General features: G+C 50.0%; 20 protein-coding genes. 2 read left to right on the forward strand and 18 right to left on the reverse strand.

Features of this window, described 5'->3' with window-relative positions; genetic code table 11:
- Positions 1 to 487 precede the first annotated feature (487 nt).
- From HI950_RS11110 to HI950_RS11130, 5 genes are all read right to left on the reverse strand, one after another.
- Positions 488 to 1672 carry a transglutaminase domain-containing protein gene (locus HI950_RS11110; protein ID WP_169083580.1) on the reverse strand — a complete coding sequence of 395 codons (1185 nt, stop codon included), beginning with the start codon at positions 1670 to 1672 and terminating at the stop codon, positions 488 to 490.
- 173 nt (positions 1673 to 1845) lie between these two features.
- Positions 1846 to 2826, reverse strand: coding sequence for an alpha/beta hydrolase (locus HI950_RS11115; protein ID WP_169083579.1), 981 nt, complete (start codon positions 2824 to 2826; stop codon positions 1846 to 1848).
- Positions 2827 to 2844: 18 nt separating this feature from the next.
- Positions 2845 to 3477 (reverse strand): bifunctional 4-hydroxy-2-oxoglutarate aldolase/2-dehydro-3-deoxy-phosphogluconate aldolase, encoded by a 633-nt coding sequence (locus HI950_RS11120; RefSeq protein WP_169083578.1) that lies wholly within the window; start codon positions 3475 to 3477, stop codon positions 2845 to 2847.
- 28 nt (positions 3478 to 3505) lie between these two features.
- Positions 3506 to 4756 (reverse strand): A/G-specific adenine glycosylase, encoded by a 1251-nt coding sequence (gene mutY / locus HI950_RS11125; RefSeq protein WP_169083577.1) that lies wholly within the window; start codon positions 4754 to 4756, stop codon positions 3506 to 3508.
- On the reverse strand, positions 4756 to 5634 hold the full coding sequence (locus HI950_RS11130) for an AraC family transcriptional regulator (RefSeq protein ID WP_169083576.1): 879 nt from the start codon (positions 5632 to 5634) through the stop codon (positions 4756 to 4758). The genes mutY and HI950_RS11130 overlap by 1 nt, the downstream gene beginning before the upstream one ends.
- A 176-nt stretch (positions 5635 to 5810) precedes the next feature.
- Here HI950_RS11130 and HI950_RS11135 point away from each other — a divergent pair, with 176 nt between their 5' ends.
- On the forward strand, positions 5811 to 6155 hold the full coding sequence (locus HI950_RS11135; RefSeq protein WP_169083575.1) for a c-type cytochrome: 345 nt from the start codon (positions 5811 to 5813) through the stop codon (positions 6153 to 6155).
- Between the two features lie 98 nt (positions 6156 to 6253).
- Here the strand turns inward: HI950_RS11135 and HI950_RS11140 are convergent, their stop codons facing one another.
- The 5 genes from HI950_RS11140 to HI950_RS11160 all read right to left on the reverse strand — a co-directional run bounded on the left by HI950_RS11140 (position 6254) and on the right by HI950_RS11160 (position 11985).
- On the reverse strand, positions 6254 to 6481 hold the full coding sequence (locus tag HI950_RS11140) for a hypothetical protein (protein ID WP_169083574.1): 228 nt from the start codon (positions 6479 to 6481) through the stop codon (positions 6254 to 6256).
- A gap of 67 nt (positions 6482 to 6548) precedes the next feature.
- Positions 6549 to 6941, reverse strand: coding sequence for a holo-ACP synthase (acpS, locus tag HI950_RS11145; protein ID WP_169083573.1), 393 nt, complete (start codon positions 6939 to 6941; stop codon positions 6549 to 6551).
- A gap of 94 nt (positions 6942 to 7035) precedes the next feature.
- Positions 7036 to 9114, reverse strand: a complete 2079-nt coding sequence (locus HI950_RS11150) for a copper resistance protein CopC (RefSeq protein WP_169083572.1) — start codon at positions 9112 to 9114, stop codon at positions 7036 to 7038.
- A 59-nt stretch (positions 9115 to 9173) separates the two neighbouring features.
- Entirely contained in the window at positions 9174 to 10235 is a 1062-nt protein-coding gene (locus HI950_RS11155; protein WP_169083571.1) for a DUF4198 domain-containing protein, read from the reverse strand.
- Positions 10236 to 10350: 115 nt separating this feature from the next.
- Positions 10351 to 11985 carry a hypothetical protein gene (locus HI950_RS11160; protein ID WP_169083570.1) on the reverse strand — a complete coding sequence of 545 codons (1635 nt, stop codon included), beginning with the start codon at positions 11983 to 11985 and terminating at the stop codon, positions 10351 to 10353.
- Positions 11986 to 12151: 166 nt separating this feature from the next.
- Here HI950_RS11160 and HI950_RS11165 point away from each other — a divergent pair, with 166 nt between their 5' ends.
- Positions 12152 to 13300, forward strand: coding sequence for an SGNH/GDSL hydrolase family protein (locus HI950_RS11165; RefSeq protein ID WP_169083569.1), 1149 nt, complete (start codon positions 12152 to 12154; stop codon positions 13298 to 13300).
- Positions 13301 to 13350: 50 nt separating this feature from the next.
- On the opposite strand, the gene HI950_RS11170 is transcribed toward HI950_RS11165, so the two are convergent.
- The 8 genes from HI950_RS11170 to HI950_RS11205 all read right to left on the reverse strand — a co-directional run bounded on the left by HI950_RS11170 (position 13351) and on the right by HI950_RS11205 (position 18835).
- The gene (locus HI950_RS11170) at positions 13351 to 13749 is read right to left on the reverse strand and encodes a ribosomal maturation YjgA family protein (protein WP_317618331.1); all 399 of its coding nucleotides are present in this window, start codon (positions 13747 to 13749) and stop codon (positions 13351 to 13353) included.
- Between the two features lie 6 nt (positions 13750 to 13755).
- Positions 13756 to 14586, reverse strand: a complete 831-nt coding sequence (locus HI950_RS11175; RefSeq protein WP_169083568.1) for a P-loop NTPase family protein — start codon at positions 14584 to 14586, stop codon at positions 13756 to 13758.
- A 208-nt stretch (positions 14587 to 14794) separates the two neighbouring features.
- On the reverse strand, positions 14795 to 15604 hold the full coding sequence (gene nadE / locus HI950_RS11180) for an ammonia-dependent NAD(+) synthetase (protein WP_169083567.1): 810 nt from the start codon (positions 15602 to 15604) through the stop codon (positions 14795 to 14797).
- Positions 15605 to 15618: 14 nt separating this feature from the next.
- The gene (locus tag HI950_RS11185; protein ID WP_169083566.1) at positions 15619 to 16053 is read right to left on the reverse strand and encodes a BrxA/BrxB family bacilliredoxin; all 435 of its coding nucleotides are present in this window, start codon (positions 16051 to 16053) and stop codon (positions 15619 to 15621) included.
- Between the two features lie 97 nt (positions 16054 to 16150).
- Complete coding sequence (locus HI950_RS11190; protein ID WP_169083565.1) at positions 16151 to 16528, reverse strand: DUF3905 domain-containing protein; 378 nt, start codon at positions 16526 to 16528, stop codon at positions 16151 to 16153.
- A 15-nt stretch (positions 16529 to 16543) separates the two neighbouring features.
- A complete protein-coding gene (locus HI950_RS11195) occupies positions 16544 to 16684 on the reverse strand; it encodes a hypothetical protein (protein WP_169083518.1) in 141 nt (46 codons plus the stop codon).
- An 81-nt stretch (positions 16685 to 16765) separates the two neighbouring features.
- Positions 16766 to 17218 (reverse strand): GNAT family N-acetyltransferase, encoded by a 453-nt coding sequence (locus HI950_RS11200; RefSeq protein WP_169083564.1) that lies wholly within the window; start codon positions 17216 to 17218, stop codon positions 16766 to 16768.
- 90 nt (positions 17219 to 17308) lie between these two features.
- Positions 17309 to 18835 (reverse strand): ATP-binding protein, encoded by a 1527-nt coding sequence (locus tag HI950_RS11205; protein WP_187768068.1) that lies wholly within the window; start codon positions 18833 to 18835, stop codon positions 17309 to 17311.
- Positions 18836 to 18971: the final 136 nt, after the last annotated feature.

The raw sequence follows: 18971 nt of genomic DNA on the forward strand, positions 1-18971 counted from the left end.
GGTCTACTTTCTAGACCTATTTCCGTAAATCGCTCCAGTTTGTGCGGAATAGATCTAGTTTCTAGATCTATCTCCTTTGGCGTAACATCAATTTGCCCATTTGGCGGGTTGCGCACTTATAATAGGTCTACTTTCTAGACCTATTTCCGTGAATCGCTCCAGTTTTTGCGGAATAGATCTAGTTCCTAGATCTAGCTCCGCTGGCGGAACGCCAATTGCCTATTGGGCTGGTTGCGCGCTTATAATAGGTCTATTTTCTAGACCTATTTCCGTGAATTGTCCCATTTTAAACGGAATAGATCTAGTTTCTAGATCTATCATGGCCATTGGCCTTTTGGACAATATCCCACTCCGCTAATGCCCACCTGGCACGTTGCACTCAAAGGTAGATAACCTTTTTATCTCCACCCCTTTTCGTTAGAAGCCCGTTCAAACAAAAAAGAGGCGCATCTCTGCACCTCTTCCATTCCTATTTCCGATTTCGTGGCTAGCGTGCGTACTCCAGCTGTATGCGAACGATAAGCGAGTCATTGCCCGCATACGGCTCATAGCTTGCCCGGTAGCCGACCGCCACCTTTACGCTCTCGAAAGCCGCCTTAAGCGCAGCGGGAAATTGATCGGCATCTTCATATCTGAACTCTAAGCTCGCAGTGCGGGAATCAAGCGCCGATTGAATAACCTGATTGAGCTGCTCCGAGCTTGATACCGTGAACTCAGGCTCAAGCCAGTGGAGGCCCAGCTCCAGCTTCAGCTTGCTGAACCGATTGCGTTCTGCCGAGTTGCCCTGCTTCTCCAGCTCGCGGATCGTATCTGCGTAGGCTGCCGTTGCGACTGGATAAGTTTTGGTCCATTGATGGTCAGCACGAAGCTCTGCGTCCGTCTTCAAATAATAATTGTAGCGGATTGTGCTTTTATTCGGCTTTGAAGCATCCGATGAGGCATTGTTGCCTGAAGCCGATACACCCACCGGATCATCCCAAGTTAAATCCAGATGATACCAAACGCCGTCCAGCTGTACCATATTCCATGCATGCTCGCCCGTGTTGACAGTGCCTTCGGCAATTAATACTGTAATTCCCGCTTCCTTCAGCATCTTGTAGCCGAGCAGCGAATAGCCCTGGCAGACCGTCTCTCCAAGCTTTATCGCATCATAAGCCGTGTAATGCTTCAAGGTCTGATCATACTCGACATGACTAACGATCCAGTCGTGAATCGCTTTTATTTTCTCATGGTCATTCATGCCCGGTTCAATGATCTCTTGGAGCGCCTTCGCTACTTCGCGGTCAACGACTGCTGTTTGGGCTGGCGTCTCGCGGTATCTGGCTTCAAGGGCGATCGTCGATTTGTTGCCCCAGCTTCGAATCGTATAGATATAGGATTCAAGTATGTAGGCCGAATAGTCATCATGACTAAGGGCTGCGCGAATGACATCCGTCAGCTTGCCCGACAGCTCCTGCTTGTCCCCCGTGTAGGTTACCGAAAAATGCTCGGCCCGAGCTTGGAACTGCTTAGCGATTTGTTGCTCCAAGCTCTCCAGCTTATTCGATTCATCCACGACGGCAACCTCCTCCGACTCGGCTGCAGCAGGAAATAGATCCAGCTTAAAGTCAAGATAGAACGCAGCTATTATGATGAAAACCACTACCAACAACTTGGAAGCTACTCTATGCATCCGTACCTCCTGAACGTCTTGTGAAGCAAACCGCACCGGAATTCGCCGCATTCCTTCACAAGCATATTTTTAACTACAGCCGTTTCGCTTTTCAGCTATGTAATCAAACTGTAATATTTCTCTCATCTTGGTTTCATCTTATGCTTATATAATGAATTCATGACCCCCCTTTATTATATATTCTCTCTTGTAGCCTGCAGCCCCGTGCCGCAGGCTTCCTTTTTTGGAGAAGCATTCACGACCTTTTCCTGTAAAAAAGGAATAACCTTCTCCCAAAATGCTGGTTCCTGTTCCGATGTGCTATGCCCTTTCGTTGATACGAACAGCGTATCAATCATTCCCTTCGGCAATTGCTCCTTCAGCTCTCTCAGATCCTCCGCGCTAATAAAATCATCGCCATTCGAATGAATCATCATAACCGGCGTCCGGCCTTCCTCCGAGCTGCCCGCATGCCTCGATAACACCAATGGGATGCTGGCCTCTCTGAATTCCGCCCGCGAGATGCGTGCGCGAATGAGCCAAATCATCGGTATAAGATAAGCAAGCGGGAAGAGCGGCAATTTTTTGCGTCTCAGCTCTGACTTCATCATCGTCTCGAAACGAACGGGCATCGAGTCAGTTACGACTGCGCGAACCTGTACCCCTTGATCAAGCGCAAGCAGCGCTCCGAAGCCACCGAGCGAATGCCCCAGCACCGCAATCCGATCCGGATCGATGCCAGGAAGCTGCTTAGCGGTCTCGATCGCAGCCCGTACATCATCGCGAAACATGAGCGCGGAAGGCGCAGAAATGGAATCGCTGTTGCCATGACTCCGCGCATCGTACATAAATACAGCGAAGCCCGCCTCATAGAGAGGGCGCGTATAACGCAGTACTCTCGTCCGATTGGAGCCCCACCCATGCGCGACCACGATAAGAGGGATTTGTCCATTTTTCAAATCGGTATTCGGGGCGGCGGGATGAAGCAGCCAGCCTTCGAGCTTTGATCCATTGCTCATGAAGGATAGGGATTGCCACTGCGTGTCCACGTCAGGTTCGTCCGCATTCGCAAGCTTGCGCGGATTTTGGCTGCGTGCTCCCATTTGCCAGACGAGCGCGGCTAGCAATGCAACGATAATGAGCAAACTTGCCAATAGCCATAAGACGGCTCCCATAGGTTATCCCTCTTTCCTTTACAAAGCCCGCACAGCTTCTACAAATTGCCGTGCCCGCTCCGTTACTTGCGTAAATTTGTCTTCGCGAATCCATTCCAGATTAACAAGCTTGCTGCCCATTCCGACGGCATTCGCTCCTGCTTTAAAATAATCGGCAATATTATGTAAATCAACTCCGCCAGTCGCAATCATCGGTATATTATTCAGCGGACCGCGAATTTCCTGCAAATACCCTATGCCAAGCGTACCCATCGGAAATATTTTCACAGCTTCGGCGCCTGCCTTCCATGCTTTGACGATTTCCGTCGGCGTCATGACGCCAGGCCATACGGAGAGTCCCCGCTCGCGCCCGAATGCGATAACGTCCTCATCCAAATTGGGCGAGATAAGAAACTGGGCTCCCGCGGCAACGGCTTGCTCTGCAAGCGCAACGTCGGTTACCGTACCAGCGCCTACCGCAGCCTGCCCGTCGAACTTGCTGCGCCAACGCTCTATCATTGCTGCTGCGCCTTCCGTATTCATCGTAATTTCCATCATATGAATCCCGCCGTCTATTAGGGCCTGCGCCGCAGCATCGGCATGCCGATCTTCTATTCCCCGTAAAATCGCTACAATTTTGTGCTGCAGCAGCAGCTCAAGCATCCCGTTCATTCGCTTCTCCCCCGATTCATACTTTCATTTATTCCCAAAATTGCTTTAAAATCCGCAAAAATAAATTCGGAAACGGCAACGTCTCCATATCTTCCTTGCCAATCCATCGATAATGGCTTGCTTCTGAATTCAGCTTGCCAGCGGAAGCTGCATGTTGAGCCGAATTGTGTGCACCGACAGCAGCCTCATATAAGGAGGCAGGCTCAGCAGCAATACTCGAGCCATTTGCTGCGGCAGCTGCAGATGGCTCCATGGCCGAGCCAGACTCATCACCCAAATCCGCCAAATAAAAACGCATTTTCCAGTGAATATGGCTAAAAATATGATCCGCATCCATAAACCAGCTGCGCGGACGGATAAGCAGCCCCGTTTCTTCTTCCAGCATGCGGCTGATCAGCTCAGCAAGCTCGCCCTGTTCTTTCGGCGCAGTCTCAGCCAGCCATTTCGCGTTATCCGGCGCTAATAGCAAATGAGGCAGCTCCCACATCTGGGCTAGCAGCCCCGAAGCAGGCCGCTGTCTTACAAGCACTTTGCCCGCATTCTCGCCGCTGCCTACAATGATGGCCGCTGCTCTGAACTCTGGACGAGGCGGCTTCGCCTTCGTCTTGATCGGCAGCTCTGTTTCCCTGCCCGCAAGCCGCGCGCTGCAGTGCTCCATCACGGGACACGGCAAGCAGCTTGGCGATTTTGGCGTACATACGAGTGCTCCTAGCTCCATAAGCGCCTGGTTAAAATCACCCGCCGCTCCTTCTGGAATAAGCGAGGCCGCCAGCTTCTCAATACCAACTCGCGTAGATGGCTTCGCAATATCGTCTTCCAAACAAAAATAACGAGAGAGCACGCGCATGACGTTGCCATCGACCGCAGGTTCCGGACGATTAAACGCGATGCTCATGATCGCCCCGCTCGTATAGGGACCTACGCCTTTTAGTCCGGCAACAGAAGCCTTGTCGTCCGGCACGATGCCGCCGTAGCGTTCTACCACCTCTTTGGCGCCTGCTTGCAAATTACGTGCGCGTGAGTAGTAGCCGAGCCCTTCCCAGCTTTTGAGCACTTCCGTCTCCGGCGCTTCCGCAAGCGCTTTGACCGTCGGGAACTTGCTCATGAAGTTATTGTAAAAAGGAATGACCGTATCCACCCTCGTCTGCTGCAGCATAATTTCCGATACCCAGACCCGGTAAGGATCTTGGTTCATCCGCCATGGCAAGTCGCGCTTTATAAGCCGATACCAAGTCAGCAGTTCCGTACTAAAAAACAATTTTATAGCTTCCTGTTCCACTAGTTGTAGTCCTCCTCAGATGCGACGGCGGTTTCCAAACGATTGCCAATGCTATGCTTGACGATTTTGCGATAATGAATCGGCGTCAGGCCCATATATCTTTTGAACAGCCTTGATAAGTAATGATTTTGCATGCCAACCTTCTTGGCTATGGTTGCGACGGGAAAGTCCGTTTCCATCAACAGCTGCTTCGCAAGCTCGATTCGGCGATTCGTCACATACTGAATCGGCGAGCAGCCCATGAAGTTTTTGAAGGAGGTAATGAAATAATTGGGATGCAGAAAGGCGACCTTCGCGAGATCCTCGATTTGAATGTTCACATGCAGGTTCGCTTCGATATAAGCGAGCACCTCATTCCATTTTACCTCAAAGTTAGGATCTTGGAGCGTTTGTGCCTGAATATGGCCTTCATCTAGATAAAAAGAAAACATCTCTAAAAAAATCGCTTTTAAACGCAGCTCTCTCGTAATCGTCGGATGATATTGATAAGTATACATTTTGGCAAAGAGATCGTTCATCATCTGCCTGTCCCGCACATATACGAACGGCGGCAAATGGATCGAATTAATAAATTCGATATCGCCAAGCTCTAAGCGAAAATGGCACCAATAGCAGCCATACGGCTCGTCGCCTTCCGTACCGAATGATTGCACCGTGCCAGCAGGCAAAAAATAAAGGGTTCCCGGCTCAAGAATATACCGCTCATTTTGGATCTCCAGCCACGCTTTACCCTTGTCCGGGTAACATAACCGATAAAAATCAGGCTCCGTTTTTTGCACCTTCCAGCCTGGCAGGTTCTCCGAATAGGCGGTCATGATGACTTCAGCTTGGATTTTATTCAATTGATTTTGCAATATACTTTCAATTGTCGGTTTCATAAATTCTCCTATAGGTAAAACTGCGATATAATAATAGACATCACCAATTGATATAAACACAAAACTACCTATTCTATTATACGAACTAACGATTCAAATTCATATGGCATTCATGTAAATACCCAAAACAAACCCGAAATATCCAAATTATTGAAAATATGTATGAGGTGCTGAATATGACCGTTAAAAAAATCATGATGACTTTTATTGCTTCCTCTGGGCTCCTGCTCGCTTTGGCAGGCTGCGGCGGCGGAGGTGAAGACACTCAGAAGGGCAGCGCATTGGACGGGCCGGACGAAGTCGTATCGGTTTATAAGGCTAACTGTGTGAGCTGCCACGGTACAGGGCTTCAAGGCAGAGTCGGGCCTGCTACGAATCTCCAGAAGGTCGGCTCACGTATGAGCGCTGCTGATATTGCGGAGCAAATCGAGCAGGGAGACGGCTCAATGCCTTCCTTCAAGGATCGGCTGACTGCAGAAGAAATTGCCGGGCTGTCCGACTGGTTGGCTGGCAAAAAATGATTGCAAGCTATACGCTTTATATTTTTGTATATTTAGGTAGCAAAAAAAGGATGCCGGAGCGGAATTGAAATTCGCAGGGCATCCTTTTTTATGATGGGCTAATAGCCTATATGGTGACCGTTAATTTTGGGAGATTTCATGAGATGAAGTGCAGATTGGCCGGCGTACGTCCAATGGGTTTCACCCATTTGGGGATGTGTCGGAAACAGATCGCCCTGCACCAGCACCAGATCACCGCCCCAATCGTCCGAATACAAGCCGTCATATTCGACCCATTGTCCCGTTTTAAACCGACGCTTCGTCTTCCGCTGCCGTGGCTCCTTCATTGCCGCCAACCCCTCTCGACTCGCTAACTTGGTATATTACATTCCAAGTATAGTCAAAAGGTTACTGTTATATCCGTTCCGCAACAGCAAAAGCAGAAGCAAGCTTGCGTTCATGCGTAATCGTAACATGAATACAGACAGCTTCAGGGCGCAAGCCTAGGCGCTCCCAAGCCGCTTCAGACAAGCTGCACTCAGGCTTGCCGCAGCTTCCACGCAATATTTCGATGTCCGTAAACCCGATAACCTTTCCGATTCCGCAGCCAAAGGCTTTCACGACTGCTTCCTTCGCCGCGAATCGCCCAGCCGTAAATTGATGGAGACGCTCGCCCGAATACTGGACTGCCAGCGCCAGCTCGCCCGGCGACAGCACTCGCCCTAGAAATCGTTTGCGCGTCGGCCCTTCCAATACTTTTGCTATTCGGGCAATATCCGATAAATCATGTCCGATGCCGATGATCATGCTAACACCTGCCTTTTCCCTGATGGTGAGATTAGCAGATGCTTAAGCTGAAGTCAAGCCTGGCGGCAAGCAGCCTAACCTTTTACCATTCCGTTTATTCCTCTGCCTGCTGACCGCCTATTGCACGTTCATAATGAAAGCTATTTCCAAGCTTGTCTTTAACGTCTACCGTCATCAAGCTTCGCTCCTTATCGTCGATGAACTCACCCGTTGCCCGGTAGGTGTATTTGGTAAAGCCGGGAAATTCAAAAAGCTCTGCTTCGAGAGGCTGCAGCTTGAGTGGAATTGATTTCTTATCCGCACTCCCAGCAGCAGGATCAGCACCTACTGGCTTGATATCAGCGCTGGCCGATACAGGCGCCCCCAGTCCTTCAGGCAGCCAAACATCAAGCCTGACGGCTTGCTCCTCCGTCTTGTCATCAGCTGAAATACGCAAGCTCATATGCGCCTTCTCGCCCATCACATGCCAATAAATCGGCTCGGACAGCTTCTGCACGGCACCCTCCGCAGGCGGCGAAGTCGACGATAACCAGCCTGCCAGCACGAACAGAGTGACTGCGAGCAGCACTTCCATTCGAATGCCAAGCAGCAGCCCTCTTGCGGCACTCGGCTTATTCGCAATTTTCGGCATGAATACGAGCTTATGAAGCGCGGCTATGACTAATACGAGCAGCATGAAGAAGGCTTTGGCAAGGATCAGCGTACCATAAGCGGTCGAGAGCAGCTGCCCCCATGCTGAAAGCCTTGCTGCCGAGAGCCATATGCCGCTAAGCAAGATCAGCGCCATACTCGGCAGCGCCCAAAGCGAGAAGCGTACAGCCGCTTTGTTCAAGCGGTCTATGGCATCCTGATTGAAGGTCAAAGAAAACAAGCCTGCGAGTCCGCCAAACCAAATCGCTGCGGCACCCATATGAACGGCGTGGGAGCCTATTGCCATAGCTGCATCATTCAGCGCCGCATACGCATGACCAGTCAAAGGAAATGTGATGATTAACGCTGCAGCTGCTGCAAATTTGAGCGGATTTGCCCATTTCCGCTCTCGAACAGGAGCGAATGCTAGCAGCAGAACAAATAGCGCAAGTATAGGTCTTAGCGCAGCAACCTTCCCAATCATCGTCCCGTTAGCCAGCTCATAAATAGATACGCCGCCGAATTGATCCGCTAACATGGAAAGGCGGCTAAAGCCGGAAATGATCCAGAGGCTTGCTGCCACGCCTATAAGCAGCCGCTCCGCCCGCAGCGAGAAACCAAAGGGAGCCTCATTCTCAGCATCCCGCCAAATGAAAGTCCGGAAAAACAACATGCCTGCCAGCATTACGCCTGCTAAAATATCAAGCACGCGCAGCGCGATCATAAGCTTCTGTCCTCCTGAATGCTCGTGCTCGCCTTCCTCGGCATGGCTGCTCATTTCATGTTCACCGTGACTCGCATGATCGCTTTCTTCTTCAACCGATATGGCTTGCTGCGACGAGCCAGCCGTATCCGGTAAACCGGAGCCATCATTTGCCGATTCAGTAGTCTCTGAACCGTCAATCTCTTCGGAAGCTTCATTTGCGCTTCCGGAATCCTCGACTCCGGCTTCAGCACCTGGATCCGTATCCATGGCTGTTTCCTTGCCGCTATCCACAGCAGCAGTCGGAATTGGCGCAGCACTCGTTGAAGGAGAAGGAGCAATAGAAGGCTTCGGTGTCGCAGCTGCCGCCTTTGTCGTATCGCTTGGCTTCTTCGTCTGGGACGGTTTCGCCGACGGCGTTGCCGATGGCTTGTTAGATGGTTTCACTTCAGTTCCGGAGCCGCTTCCTGCGCTCCCTGCGGGATTACCGTCGAGCGATACTGTATCATCCGGCACCGCCGCCTCTAACTTAGTCCCTACGGCGAAATCGAAAGAGCCATCGGTCATATGGGAGTCCAGCGACAATACCTGCCAGCTAACCTCATATACGCCCTTCTCCAGCTTCGGAATCGTATAGACAAGCGTAAGATCATCTTCACCGCTCAGCCTGCCAGCGATCAAGTCACCGTTATCTTCCCGTTGAAGCGTTATGCTGCTTAGCTTCTGATCGATTTTTTCTGTGAATGTAATTCGAATGGCAGGCGGAGACTCCGTCAGCTCCGCATCCTGATAAGGCGTCGACTGCGCAATATAGGCATGCGCCGATACTAAGCTCGGCATGCATGCCCACATCATAATAAGTATAGCTATACTATTTATTAGCTTTTTCATAAGCAACCTTATTTCGTGTAGATCGCAACAGCTGCTTGATTGCCGCCAACTGCCGGGAAATATTCAACAGCTGCGCCTGCCGCTTCTGCTGCCGCGCGAAGTGTGACTAAGCCTGTGCCTTTGTAGGCTCCGTCAACATATTGTTTGACGAAGGAAGCATCTACTTTTGCCGTTCCTTGCGCAATCGTCAAGCTATTCACTGCCGTCACATTTCCATTTACATAAATATGCGGCTTAGCAGTCGTTACGGAGCCGGGAAGCTTTGCCGACTTATTTTGAACCGTGAACGTCATGGTCGCTTCATAATTCGTTGTGCTGTACTCGCCTTCTTTGGCTTCCTTCGTGCTTGGCTTAGCGCGAACCAAGTAATAATCAGCAGCGCCAGTCGTGAACGAAATCAGTCCTTTTGCATCGGTTTTCAGTTCGGTTGCTTCCGAATTGCTGCGGCGAATGATATCTACGGCTGTATCCGCCAGCGGCTCGCCTTTTAGAAGCAACTGGATCGACACCTTCTCATCTGGCGTTACAGCAGCAGGATTGAACGTTGGGACTAGCTCTGCGCGATCAGGACTTACTTGCTTCGAGAAGCCTGTCAGCGCCTTGACGCGATCCAGCACGGGAATATCGCCTACTGCTACAAACGATTTTGCGCTGCGAAGCGTACGGCTGGCAGCCTCTTTGCCCTTGAAGACGCTGTCTGCTTCTGTAGATATGATGTAAGCGCCCGGTATGCTCGATTTAAAGGTTGCTATAAAGTAATTGTTAAGTGCTGGCGTCGTTTCAGTTGCCGGCTCGCCTGTGTAGAAGCGTGTGCCCGTAATGTCGGATTTCACGCCTGCAGGCGTAGTGACGTAAACTTTTGAGGCGCTGCCCCACTGTCCTTCGAGCCGGTAGCTTTTGTGCTCGTTAGAGTGATTGCCATACATGAGCTCAACATAAGATACCTGGCCCTGCGCTACGATCGGAGCGCTCGTCTGTGACCATCCATCATGCGCGAATACTGGTGCTGCTGCGCTTAGTGTCATTACGGCAGCCAGCGCTGCCCCTACGATTTTTTTCCGAAATGTCATGCAAAATACCCCCATCGACTTGGATTAACTGTCCAAATTGTATCAATGGGGGGCTTGCCGCACATGACTCATAAGAGCTATTGAGCTGTGAACGATATGTGAAATGAGCCTCGAGTTAGCGTATATATTCGGAAAAATCAATCGGACTTTCATTAACCTTTTTCTCAGTGCCGCCGTAATCGTTAACGCTTAGCTGAAGCACGCTTCCATCAAAGGATGCATATCGGACGCTGAGCTTCTCATCTGCCGACCAAGCAGGGGCACGGAGCCTTGCTTCATCCGCAAAAGCCTCAAAGCTGTTGATGCCCCTTTGCTGCGCCTCCTGTACACGAATTGCTTCAAGGATGACACCGTTTCGAGAGCCTTCGCTTGTGACGATATAACGATCAGGCAACCGCTCAACCTCGAAAGGCTGCATCAAATAGACGGCCAAATATACATGATTCATCTGACCGAGCAAAACGCCTGGCTCCTGCAGCCAATCCGCATTCGGCAATACTCCGACGATTTGATGCGCTGCGCCTGCTGGAAGCGGATAAAGTGCGGCGATCGTGTTTCTGTGAAGCAACACTTCCGTATGCTCAGTTTGATGCCTTGGATCACCACTTGCATTCGGCTCTGCTGGATGGAAAAAGTAAGCTTGGTTCACACCGTAATGCTGATCCAGCAGCGGGAACGTAATATCCCAGCGGTGCTGCTCATTGTCAAACTCCGCATGCCGCTCCCACATGCCGCCAGCTGCAAAATCCGAGGTAATATAGGCGTAGCTGTGAAGATGTTTTGTACCCTCATCGGCAAGCTTTGTGATCACCTTCTTCACCTCGACAGGCTCACTGCGATGAAGTGCCGTTCGGCGTACCGACTCGGGTGCCTCGTAATATAGAAACCCGGCATACTCCGTCCGAGGCATTTTCGCAGGCAGCTCAAAATCCCCGAATTGCACATAATCGTGAAGCACATTGCCATCGAGCGGGATATCATGCTTCTGGCCGCGGCAATGGGCGCCGACCCAGGCCCCCTTCAGGTAAAACGCCGCTCTCTCGTTCCAGAGATAATCGAGCATGTCGCTGAGCTCTTTTTTGATCGCTGGATCGTTAATTTGCTGCCATGCGCATGTGAAGGCCTGCACCCAATGCCAAAACCACGGCAGGCTCCCGTATTCGGACATTCCATTCTTGCGGACATGAGCCAAAGTAAGCAGGAGATTGCTGCGCCCGTCCTCTAGCAGCTCAGCATCATCGAATAATTGACCGAAGATCAGCTTGGCCGCTGTATATTTGGCATCGTGATGGCCGAATACATTTTTTTTCAGGTAGAACCCGCTTTGGTATATGTGGACGAGCGCCGAGTCAAAAGCATCCGCAACATTTTCGTCTAAATGAGTGCTGTACCGTTCTGCAAAAAAGGCCATCAGGCTCCCCATGAGCTCCACAGGCAATACGTTCGGCTTTGCAAGCCGCGGCTCCTGACCTAAGTTTAACGGCCAATGCCCATAGGCAGCGCTCTCCGTATCCTGGTCTTGTAGGCGGAGCACCTCTAGCAGAATTGTTTCTGCCATATGTTTAGCAGCTTTCGCCTCAAAGGGCAGCTGCTCTGGAATATCGACTGCAGCCGCAAATAAATAAGAGGCATAATAGAAGTTATCGCGTATATCGTGATGAAACCATAAACCGCTGCTTAGAAGCGGCTGGCTCTGAGCTTGTATCGCTATTTTTCGTATGATCTCGATTTGTCTGGCTGTGAAGGACATTTTAATAGTCTCCTTGGTTTTCCCAGATTTTCTTACTATCATATAATAATTTTAATGGTTTCGGAAAGCGCTTCATTGTCATCTATCTGAAATAATGATAGTTTTGAGAGAATGGAACGCTCTCGATACAAGCAGAGCAGCATATTCGATTAAGGAGCTGAAAGTATTGCACAACGGATACACATCAATTACCTCTTTATCTAGCGCAGCCAACTTTATTTGGAAAGCAGATAAGAAAACGACGCTAACCTTTCGCACGTACATACGGCCGCGAGAGTATGGCCATCTCCAATTCAAGCTCTGGCACAGCAATATCGTCGATTCTACGTGGGCAGACGGCACCGAGTCGAAAGCGAATGATCCAGGCGGCCGCTGGCGGATCGAATCCTGCTATGTGGCAGACGGCGGAGAGCAGCCGGATGGCCATATCGTTAAGGGAACAGGGCGTGCCGTGACGTTTGCCGGCTCGTCCTCAAAGGACGTGCAGCAGGGCGAACAGTTTTGGAGCGACCCCGTTGCGATCGAAATACCCGATAATCATTTTCTGGCATTCAGCTGGGCGCTTACGACAGATGGCACAGATGAAGGAATACCTTTTAATACCGAGACCCTGCTCGCAAGCGCGTATGAAGCAGAAGGCGATCTTGCCGGGCAGGCATCGGGAGAAGGTTATGCACCTGCGGGCAATCGCCAGATATTGCCCTCTCTGCTCGCTTATGAGAAAGCAGTGGAGAAGCGTATCGTCTTTCTTGGCGATTCTATCACGCAAGGCGTACGCACCGAGCAGGATGGCTACACCTTCTGGGCAGCGAAGATTGCTGCAGGCCTAGGGCCGGACATTGGCGTATGGAACATTGGCAGCGGGTGGGCACGCGCATACGATTTGGTAAACGACAGCGCTTGGCTGTCCAAAGCCAAACAAGGCGACGAGGTCGTAGTTTGCCTCGGGGTCAACGATATTGGTACAGCCAATCGAAGCGCCGAGCAATTGATTGCTGATTTAACCTCCATTATCGAGCAGCTTCATGGAAGCAAGCCGGGCCTCGCGATTTGGCTGTGCACGCTGCCTGCTTTCAACTTCTCGGGTGAGCAGGAAAACGTCTGGCGTACGGTCAACGAGTGGATTCGAAAGCGTGATGCAAATGGTGCAGCTGCTGTGGCTGGCGTATTCGACATCGCTGCCGTACTCGGACAAGCTGAGCCTAGCGGCCAGCTGCTCCGGCCCGAATTCATGAGTCCTTATGACGATCCTCATCCAAATGGAACAGCCGGCGCTGCGGTTGCCGAGGCGTTTCTCTCATGGTATAGAAAATAGTCAAAAAAACAGCCGAGGAAGCAAGACCTCTCGCTTCCTCGGCTGCTGTTTCATTTCATCAAGCTGCGTTTGCTGAAATACCCATCAATCAGCAGCGATAGGATAATTCCTGCGCTGTACCTCGCCAAATCAACAGCCAGAAACCCGCTGCCGAGCACCAATGCTCCAATAAAAGTGCTTCGAATCGAGCGAATCCATTGTGCCTGATACAGCTGACTAAACTCGATGCCAAAACAAAATATAAGGCTAATCAGCGCAGCCCATAGCAAGCTCTTTTGCACCCCTACCGCTCGAACCCCAAAATAGATCATGCTCGCCCAAAGCGCATCGCCCGCATGCTCCGCAGCAAATACAGGCAACGCTTCAGCAAATCTCCTAGAGCTAAAGCCAAGAATCATTGTAACGATTACGGCAATGAAGTACGGTAATCTCGCTTTCAATGCATGCACACCTTCTTATTCGATTTGCAAAAACATGCTGATTTGGCTATGTATCGTAGTCCAATTGACCATGCCTTTATCAAACTGGATGCTATCGATCGGCAGCTCCTTCAAAATCGCCAATTCATATGCCTTACGCTGCTCAAGCACATCAAGCAGCCCTTCTACTCCGTTTAAGCCTTTGCTTAGCCCATAGCCTTGCTCGGTGTAGTACCAAGTAATAAATTCCAACCATTCAGCCGGCCGTTCCGCAATGATCTGAGGGAATATTTCCTTGAAATTATGCTGATACAAATAAATGAGCAATGGATTAAGCGGCTTGATGAGGCTGTGCAGCTCATGAATATAGGCAGCGATTGCAGGTTCAGGCTCATTTTCGCGTGCAAGCATGACCGTCAAAGGATTTTGCAAAAAGCAGCATTCCAAAATGTACACTTCATCCCCCATCGCTGCCCGCTCCACAAATGAGCTCCATTTGCCTTTTACAAGTTGTTGATGCTGCGCAAGCGGCAGGCTGTACACATCATTAGCGCCAAAAGCCTCTCCATGAAAACGGTCCGATTGCTTCATCAGCTTGCCGTAATATACGATAAATCCGTCTGCTTGCGCTTCCGAATGCCGTTCGATGAGCTGTTGTTGTTCCGCATGCTTGTGCAAGAGCGCCTTGTATTGTCCCTCTGTCAAGAAGGCCGCACAGTCATAATCAGCCGGATGCTCCAAATCGCCTTCCAAAAATAAGCGGTTAGCGATATTTTGTTTATCCAATAATTGTTTCACATAGCGTGCCGTGCTTGTTTTCCCTGAACCGGGCAAGCCTTCAACTAGAATTAGCTTTGTGTCTTTCATACAAAACAGCCCCTTCCATTAGTAAGACATTCTAGCCTCCCCCTTATTCTCCTGCCATTGCGGCAAAGGCAAAGCATAGGTTTAGGTATTGACATAGGCGCAATCTCAGCTACGTCGCACCTGCTGCGTATAAAGAAAAGACTGCCCCATGCCGATTGCTCGGTCTAACGGGACAGTCTTCGTATCGGGAACAAAAGCAGCTAAAAGCTTAAATACCCGGAATCGGGGAGCGCTTGTGCTCGGTTTTCAAATATTGTTTTTCAAGCTTCTCTCGAGCTTCGGCGTTGATGTCCTTGCCCTCAAGATAGTCGCTATTGTCGCCATAGGTGATGCCCAGCTCGCCCTCATCGGTTTGCCCATCCCATAAGCCAGCGGTTGGCGCTTTGTCCAGCACGCTTTGCGGAACGCCGATATAGGAGGCTAGCTGGCGAACCTGACGTTTGTTGAGCGTGCTGAGCGGAGTAATATCCACTGCACCATCGCCCCACTTCGTGTAGAAGCCGGTAATCGCCTCAGACGCGTGATCCGTACCTACGACAAGCAGATTCAAATCAAAAGCAAGCGCGTACTGTACGACCATACGCGTTCTTGCCTTCACATTGCCTTTGCCGCCGCGGCTCAAATGGCGAGGAATGCCAAGCGACTTGAAGCTATGCTCCACTTCGATCGCAATCTCGTCCACCGCTTCCGCGATATTCGTCTCTGCGCGATGCTTGAGCTGGAACGCTTCTGCAACCGCGTAGCTGTCGGCAATATCCGATTGCTCGCCGTAAGGTTGGAAAACGCCAAGCGTCATATATTCGCGGCCGGATTCCGCGCTAAGCTCATCCGTTGCACGCTTGCATAAGCCAGTTGCGACTGCGCTGTCAATCCCTCCGCTAATGGCAATGAGCAGCCCCGTCGTACCTGATTGCTTCACATATTGCTTTAAGAAATCAACCCGCTTGCGAATCTCAGCTTCTGGATCGATGCTTGGCTTTACGCCAAGTCTTTCAATAATTTCTTGTTGTAAGCTCATAGGTACCGTCCCACTTAGCGGCAAAACCGATCGAAAGCGTCAGACAGATCGGCTGCAATGTCGGATGCGGAACGATTTTCAATCTGGTGGCGCTCGATAAAGTGAACAAGCTCTCCATCCTTCAGCAATGCGATGGAAGGGGAGGATGGCGGGTAAGGCGCAAAATATTCACGAGCTTTTGCAGTCGCTTCTTTATCCTGTCCTGCAAATACAGTATATAAATGATCAGGAGTAATATCATGCTGAAGCGCCTCAGCAACGCCTGGACGGCATTGGCCTGCTGCACAGCCGCAAACCGAATTAATAACGACAAGTGCCGTACCCTTTGCGTTAGGCAATTTTTCTTCTACTTCTTCAGGTGTGCGAAGCTCCTGAATACCAATGCGAGTAAGATCGTCCCGCATAGGCTGCACCATATCTAACATGTATCGTTCGAATGACATCGACATCGAAACACACTCCTTTAATTACTTTATTTTAGCTACTATTATACCGTCCGTAGTTAAAATAAAGCAACCGGAGCGCGAACACTCCGGTTGTTCTTTTTCATGTTGAATCAGAAGAGTCGCTCGGGTCATCAAGGCCGTATGCTGCATTTTTGTCAGGATGCGCAAATAAGCCTTCCTTCGGCGGGAGCCCCTTCTCAAAAATATCCCGGTTCTCTGCCGTCAGAAAACCTATATCTTTAAATGGATGCACCCATTCATCGCCCGCCATTATAGCCGGATCGGTATCCTCGCTCCACTGTGACAGCGGCGAGTCTGGCGACTCATATGCATGGTCGCCGATCACAATGCCATACTGATTCACAAAAGGCGCGCGGCTTCCGCGCCCTTCCCGAAATTGGGGCAAAAATTCGATCTCATACGGATCCAGCGCCGGATCATCAACATGCTTATTGCTCTCATGCTTATCTGGAGTCACATGATCACCTCCGTACTAAATCGACGGACGGTTAGGTCCATCCAGCTTTTTGTCAAAACCAGCGGACTCTGGCGACTTGCTTTTATCTGCCGCGTTTTTTGCAGCCTGCTGCGCTTGCTCAGCCGAACGGTTTTTATCTTCATTTTGCTGTGACATTGCCAACGCCTCCTCCCATCATACTCATAACCTATAATGCGGGTTATCGTTCAAGGGTAGTATGCGCCAATCGTTCCTTCCTTATAAATCCTGAGAGAGACGAACCATATCGACTACCTGAATCCCGTTCTCAAAAATCGGTTCCGAATAATGCCTAATAAAAAAATCCCGGTCAATGCCCGTCATTCTAAATCCGCATTTCTGATAAAGGGCAAGCTGGGACATCCCGGAATTCCCGGTCCCAATTTCGATCGTTTTATAGCCTTGAAGCGCTGCATTCTGAATCGCATGCTTGACCAGCTGTTTCCCTATTCCCTTTCCTTGCTCGGGCTCAGCAACTGCAATATTCACGATTTCAACCGTGTCCGGCCTTGTTGGCAGGAGAACATACTCACCAACAATTTCGTTATCCACAACGGCGACGAAGCATTCACCGCGCTTTAAATATTGCGAAACGAGCAAAACGGAAGGATCCGCGAGCAGCAGAAGCTCCATCGGAGGCTGCTCAGTGTCTGACAGCTTGCGTATATCCACCTTCAACACTCCTTTTTATTCTATTTCTCTATGCAAAAGAACCGTAAATGAACAAACATTCATTTACAGCCCCATTCTCGATACGCTGCTTTAACTCGCCTTCTCTTCTTGCAGGAAGAAGGTTACGACAAACGCCGTTCCTTCGCCTTCCTTGGATTCCACGTCGATCCGCCCGTTATGGCGCTCAGCGATGCTGAGGCAAAGCGGCAGTCCCAAACCAGTGCCCTGCGTCTTCGTAGAGAAAAACGGCTCGAACAAATGCTTCATCTGTTCAGGCGAAATTCCGACGCCTTGATCAGCAATTCGTAATTCTACTTTTCTTTCAAAATAGCTGGTTGTAATAAATAATAAACCCTTGTCGCTCATCGCTTCCATGCCGTTGCGGGCTAGGTTTAGAAACAGCTGCTTAATTTCCCTGTTGTTCATCATAATAAGCGGCAAATCCTCACATAGCTCCACTTCAATCGTCTGGCCGCGCAAATTCGCATCCGCATTGAGCAGCGGAATGAGATCGTTAATAATATCATGCAAGGATGCAGGCTCCATCGTAAGCGCCCTATTCTGTGCCAGCGATAAAAAATCGCTAATAATCATATTGGCGCGGTCAAGCTCTTCAATGACGATTCGAAAATATTCCTGCTGATTATTTGGACTGCGTTCCTGAATGAGCTGGACGAAGCCGCGGATAACCGCCATCGGATTGCGGATTTCATGCGTGATGCTTGCTGCCATTTGACCGACTAGACTCAGGCGCTCCATCCGGCCAATCTCATCCTTCAGATGGCTTAGCTCCGTAATATCCTGTGCTAAAAGCGCCGCTCCAGCATTTTGATCCGTTATAGACGTTCGGAGCGAGATCGTAGTTAACAGCATGATTTTATCGCCAGCAGCGAACGGAACAAGCGAGGACTTCTTGCCATTAAGCGCTTGATTGAGCAGCTTGACGCAAGCATCTCCGTATCCGCTCTGGAAGATGTGAGGAAAAGCAATACCCAGCATCTGTCTTGCATCTTTAAATTCTAAGCGCAAGCTAAACATCATAGCTGCCATCTCATTGGAATGTGTAATTAGTCCTTCACGATCCACGACGATGACGCCAAAAGACGTCTCGTCTATAAATTGCTGCAGCTTCTCCACTTCATTTCGATAATTAGCCGATACCCGCTTTACCTCATCATAGAGCAGCTTCTTTTCCTTGACGCTCTCGATCATGAAGATGGACAGCCAGATCGCCGTCAAAGAAGCGGATACAGAAAGAAACAGTACTATAACCAAACCAAACGACCATGATGCCTCGCTGATTGAAATATAGCCGGTAATCGTAATGATGAAATAAATCATTAATACGGACATCAGAAGAATGCCCTTATACTCCTTGAGAAGTGCTGAAGCTCGTTCAAAAGGACGGATCGAAAACAGCATGAGCGGTACAAAGCCTACAGTGAACAAAATGAAGCTGACTATTTCCCATATGCTGTCCAGCATCGGAATTCTCATGGCTATATAGATGAAGGTAAGCACCGCTAATGTTGGCAAACCTCCATAGAGTGAGCCTAGCAAATAAGGTATTAACCGAAAATCAACATCGTAGCCATACACATTTGTAGCTGTAAGCATACAAAGTATCATTGAAGCGCTACAAAAAATGCCCATAAACAGAGGCATGCCCTTTCTGCCCTGCTCTTTATCATGCCAAAGTTGGAAGGCGAAAACAGGCAATAAGGATAAAATGAATTGTAACAGCAATTCCTTT

Source organism: Paenibacillus sp. PL91, from assembly GCF_012935325.2.
GTDB lineage: Bacteria > Bacillota > Bacilli > Paenibacillales > Paenibacillaceae > Pristimantibacillus.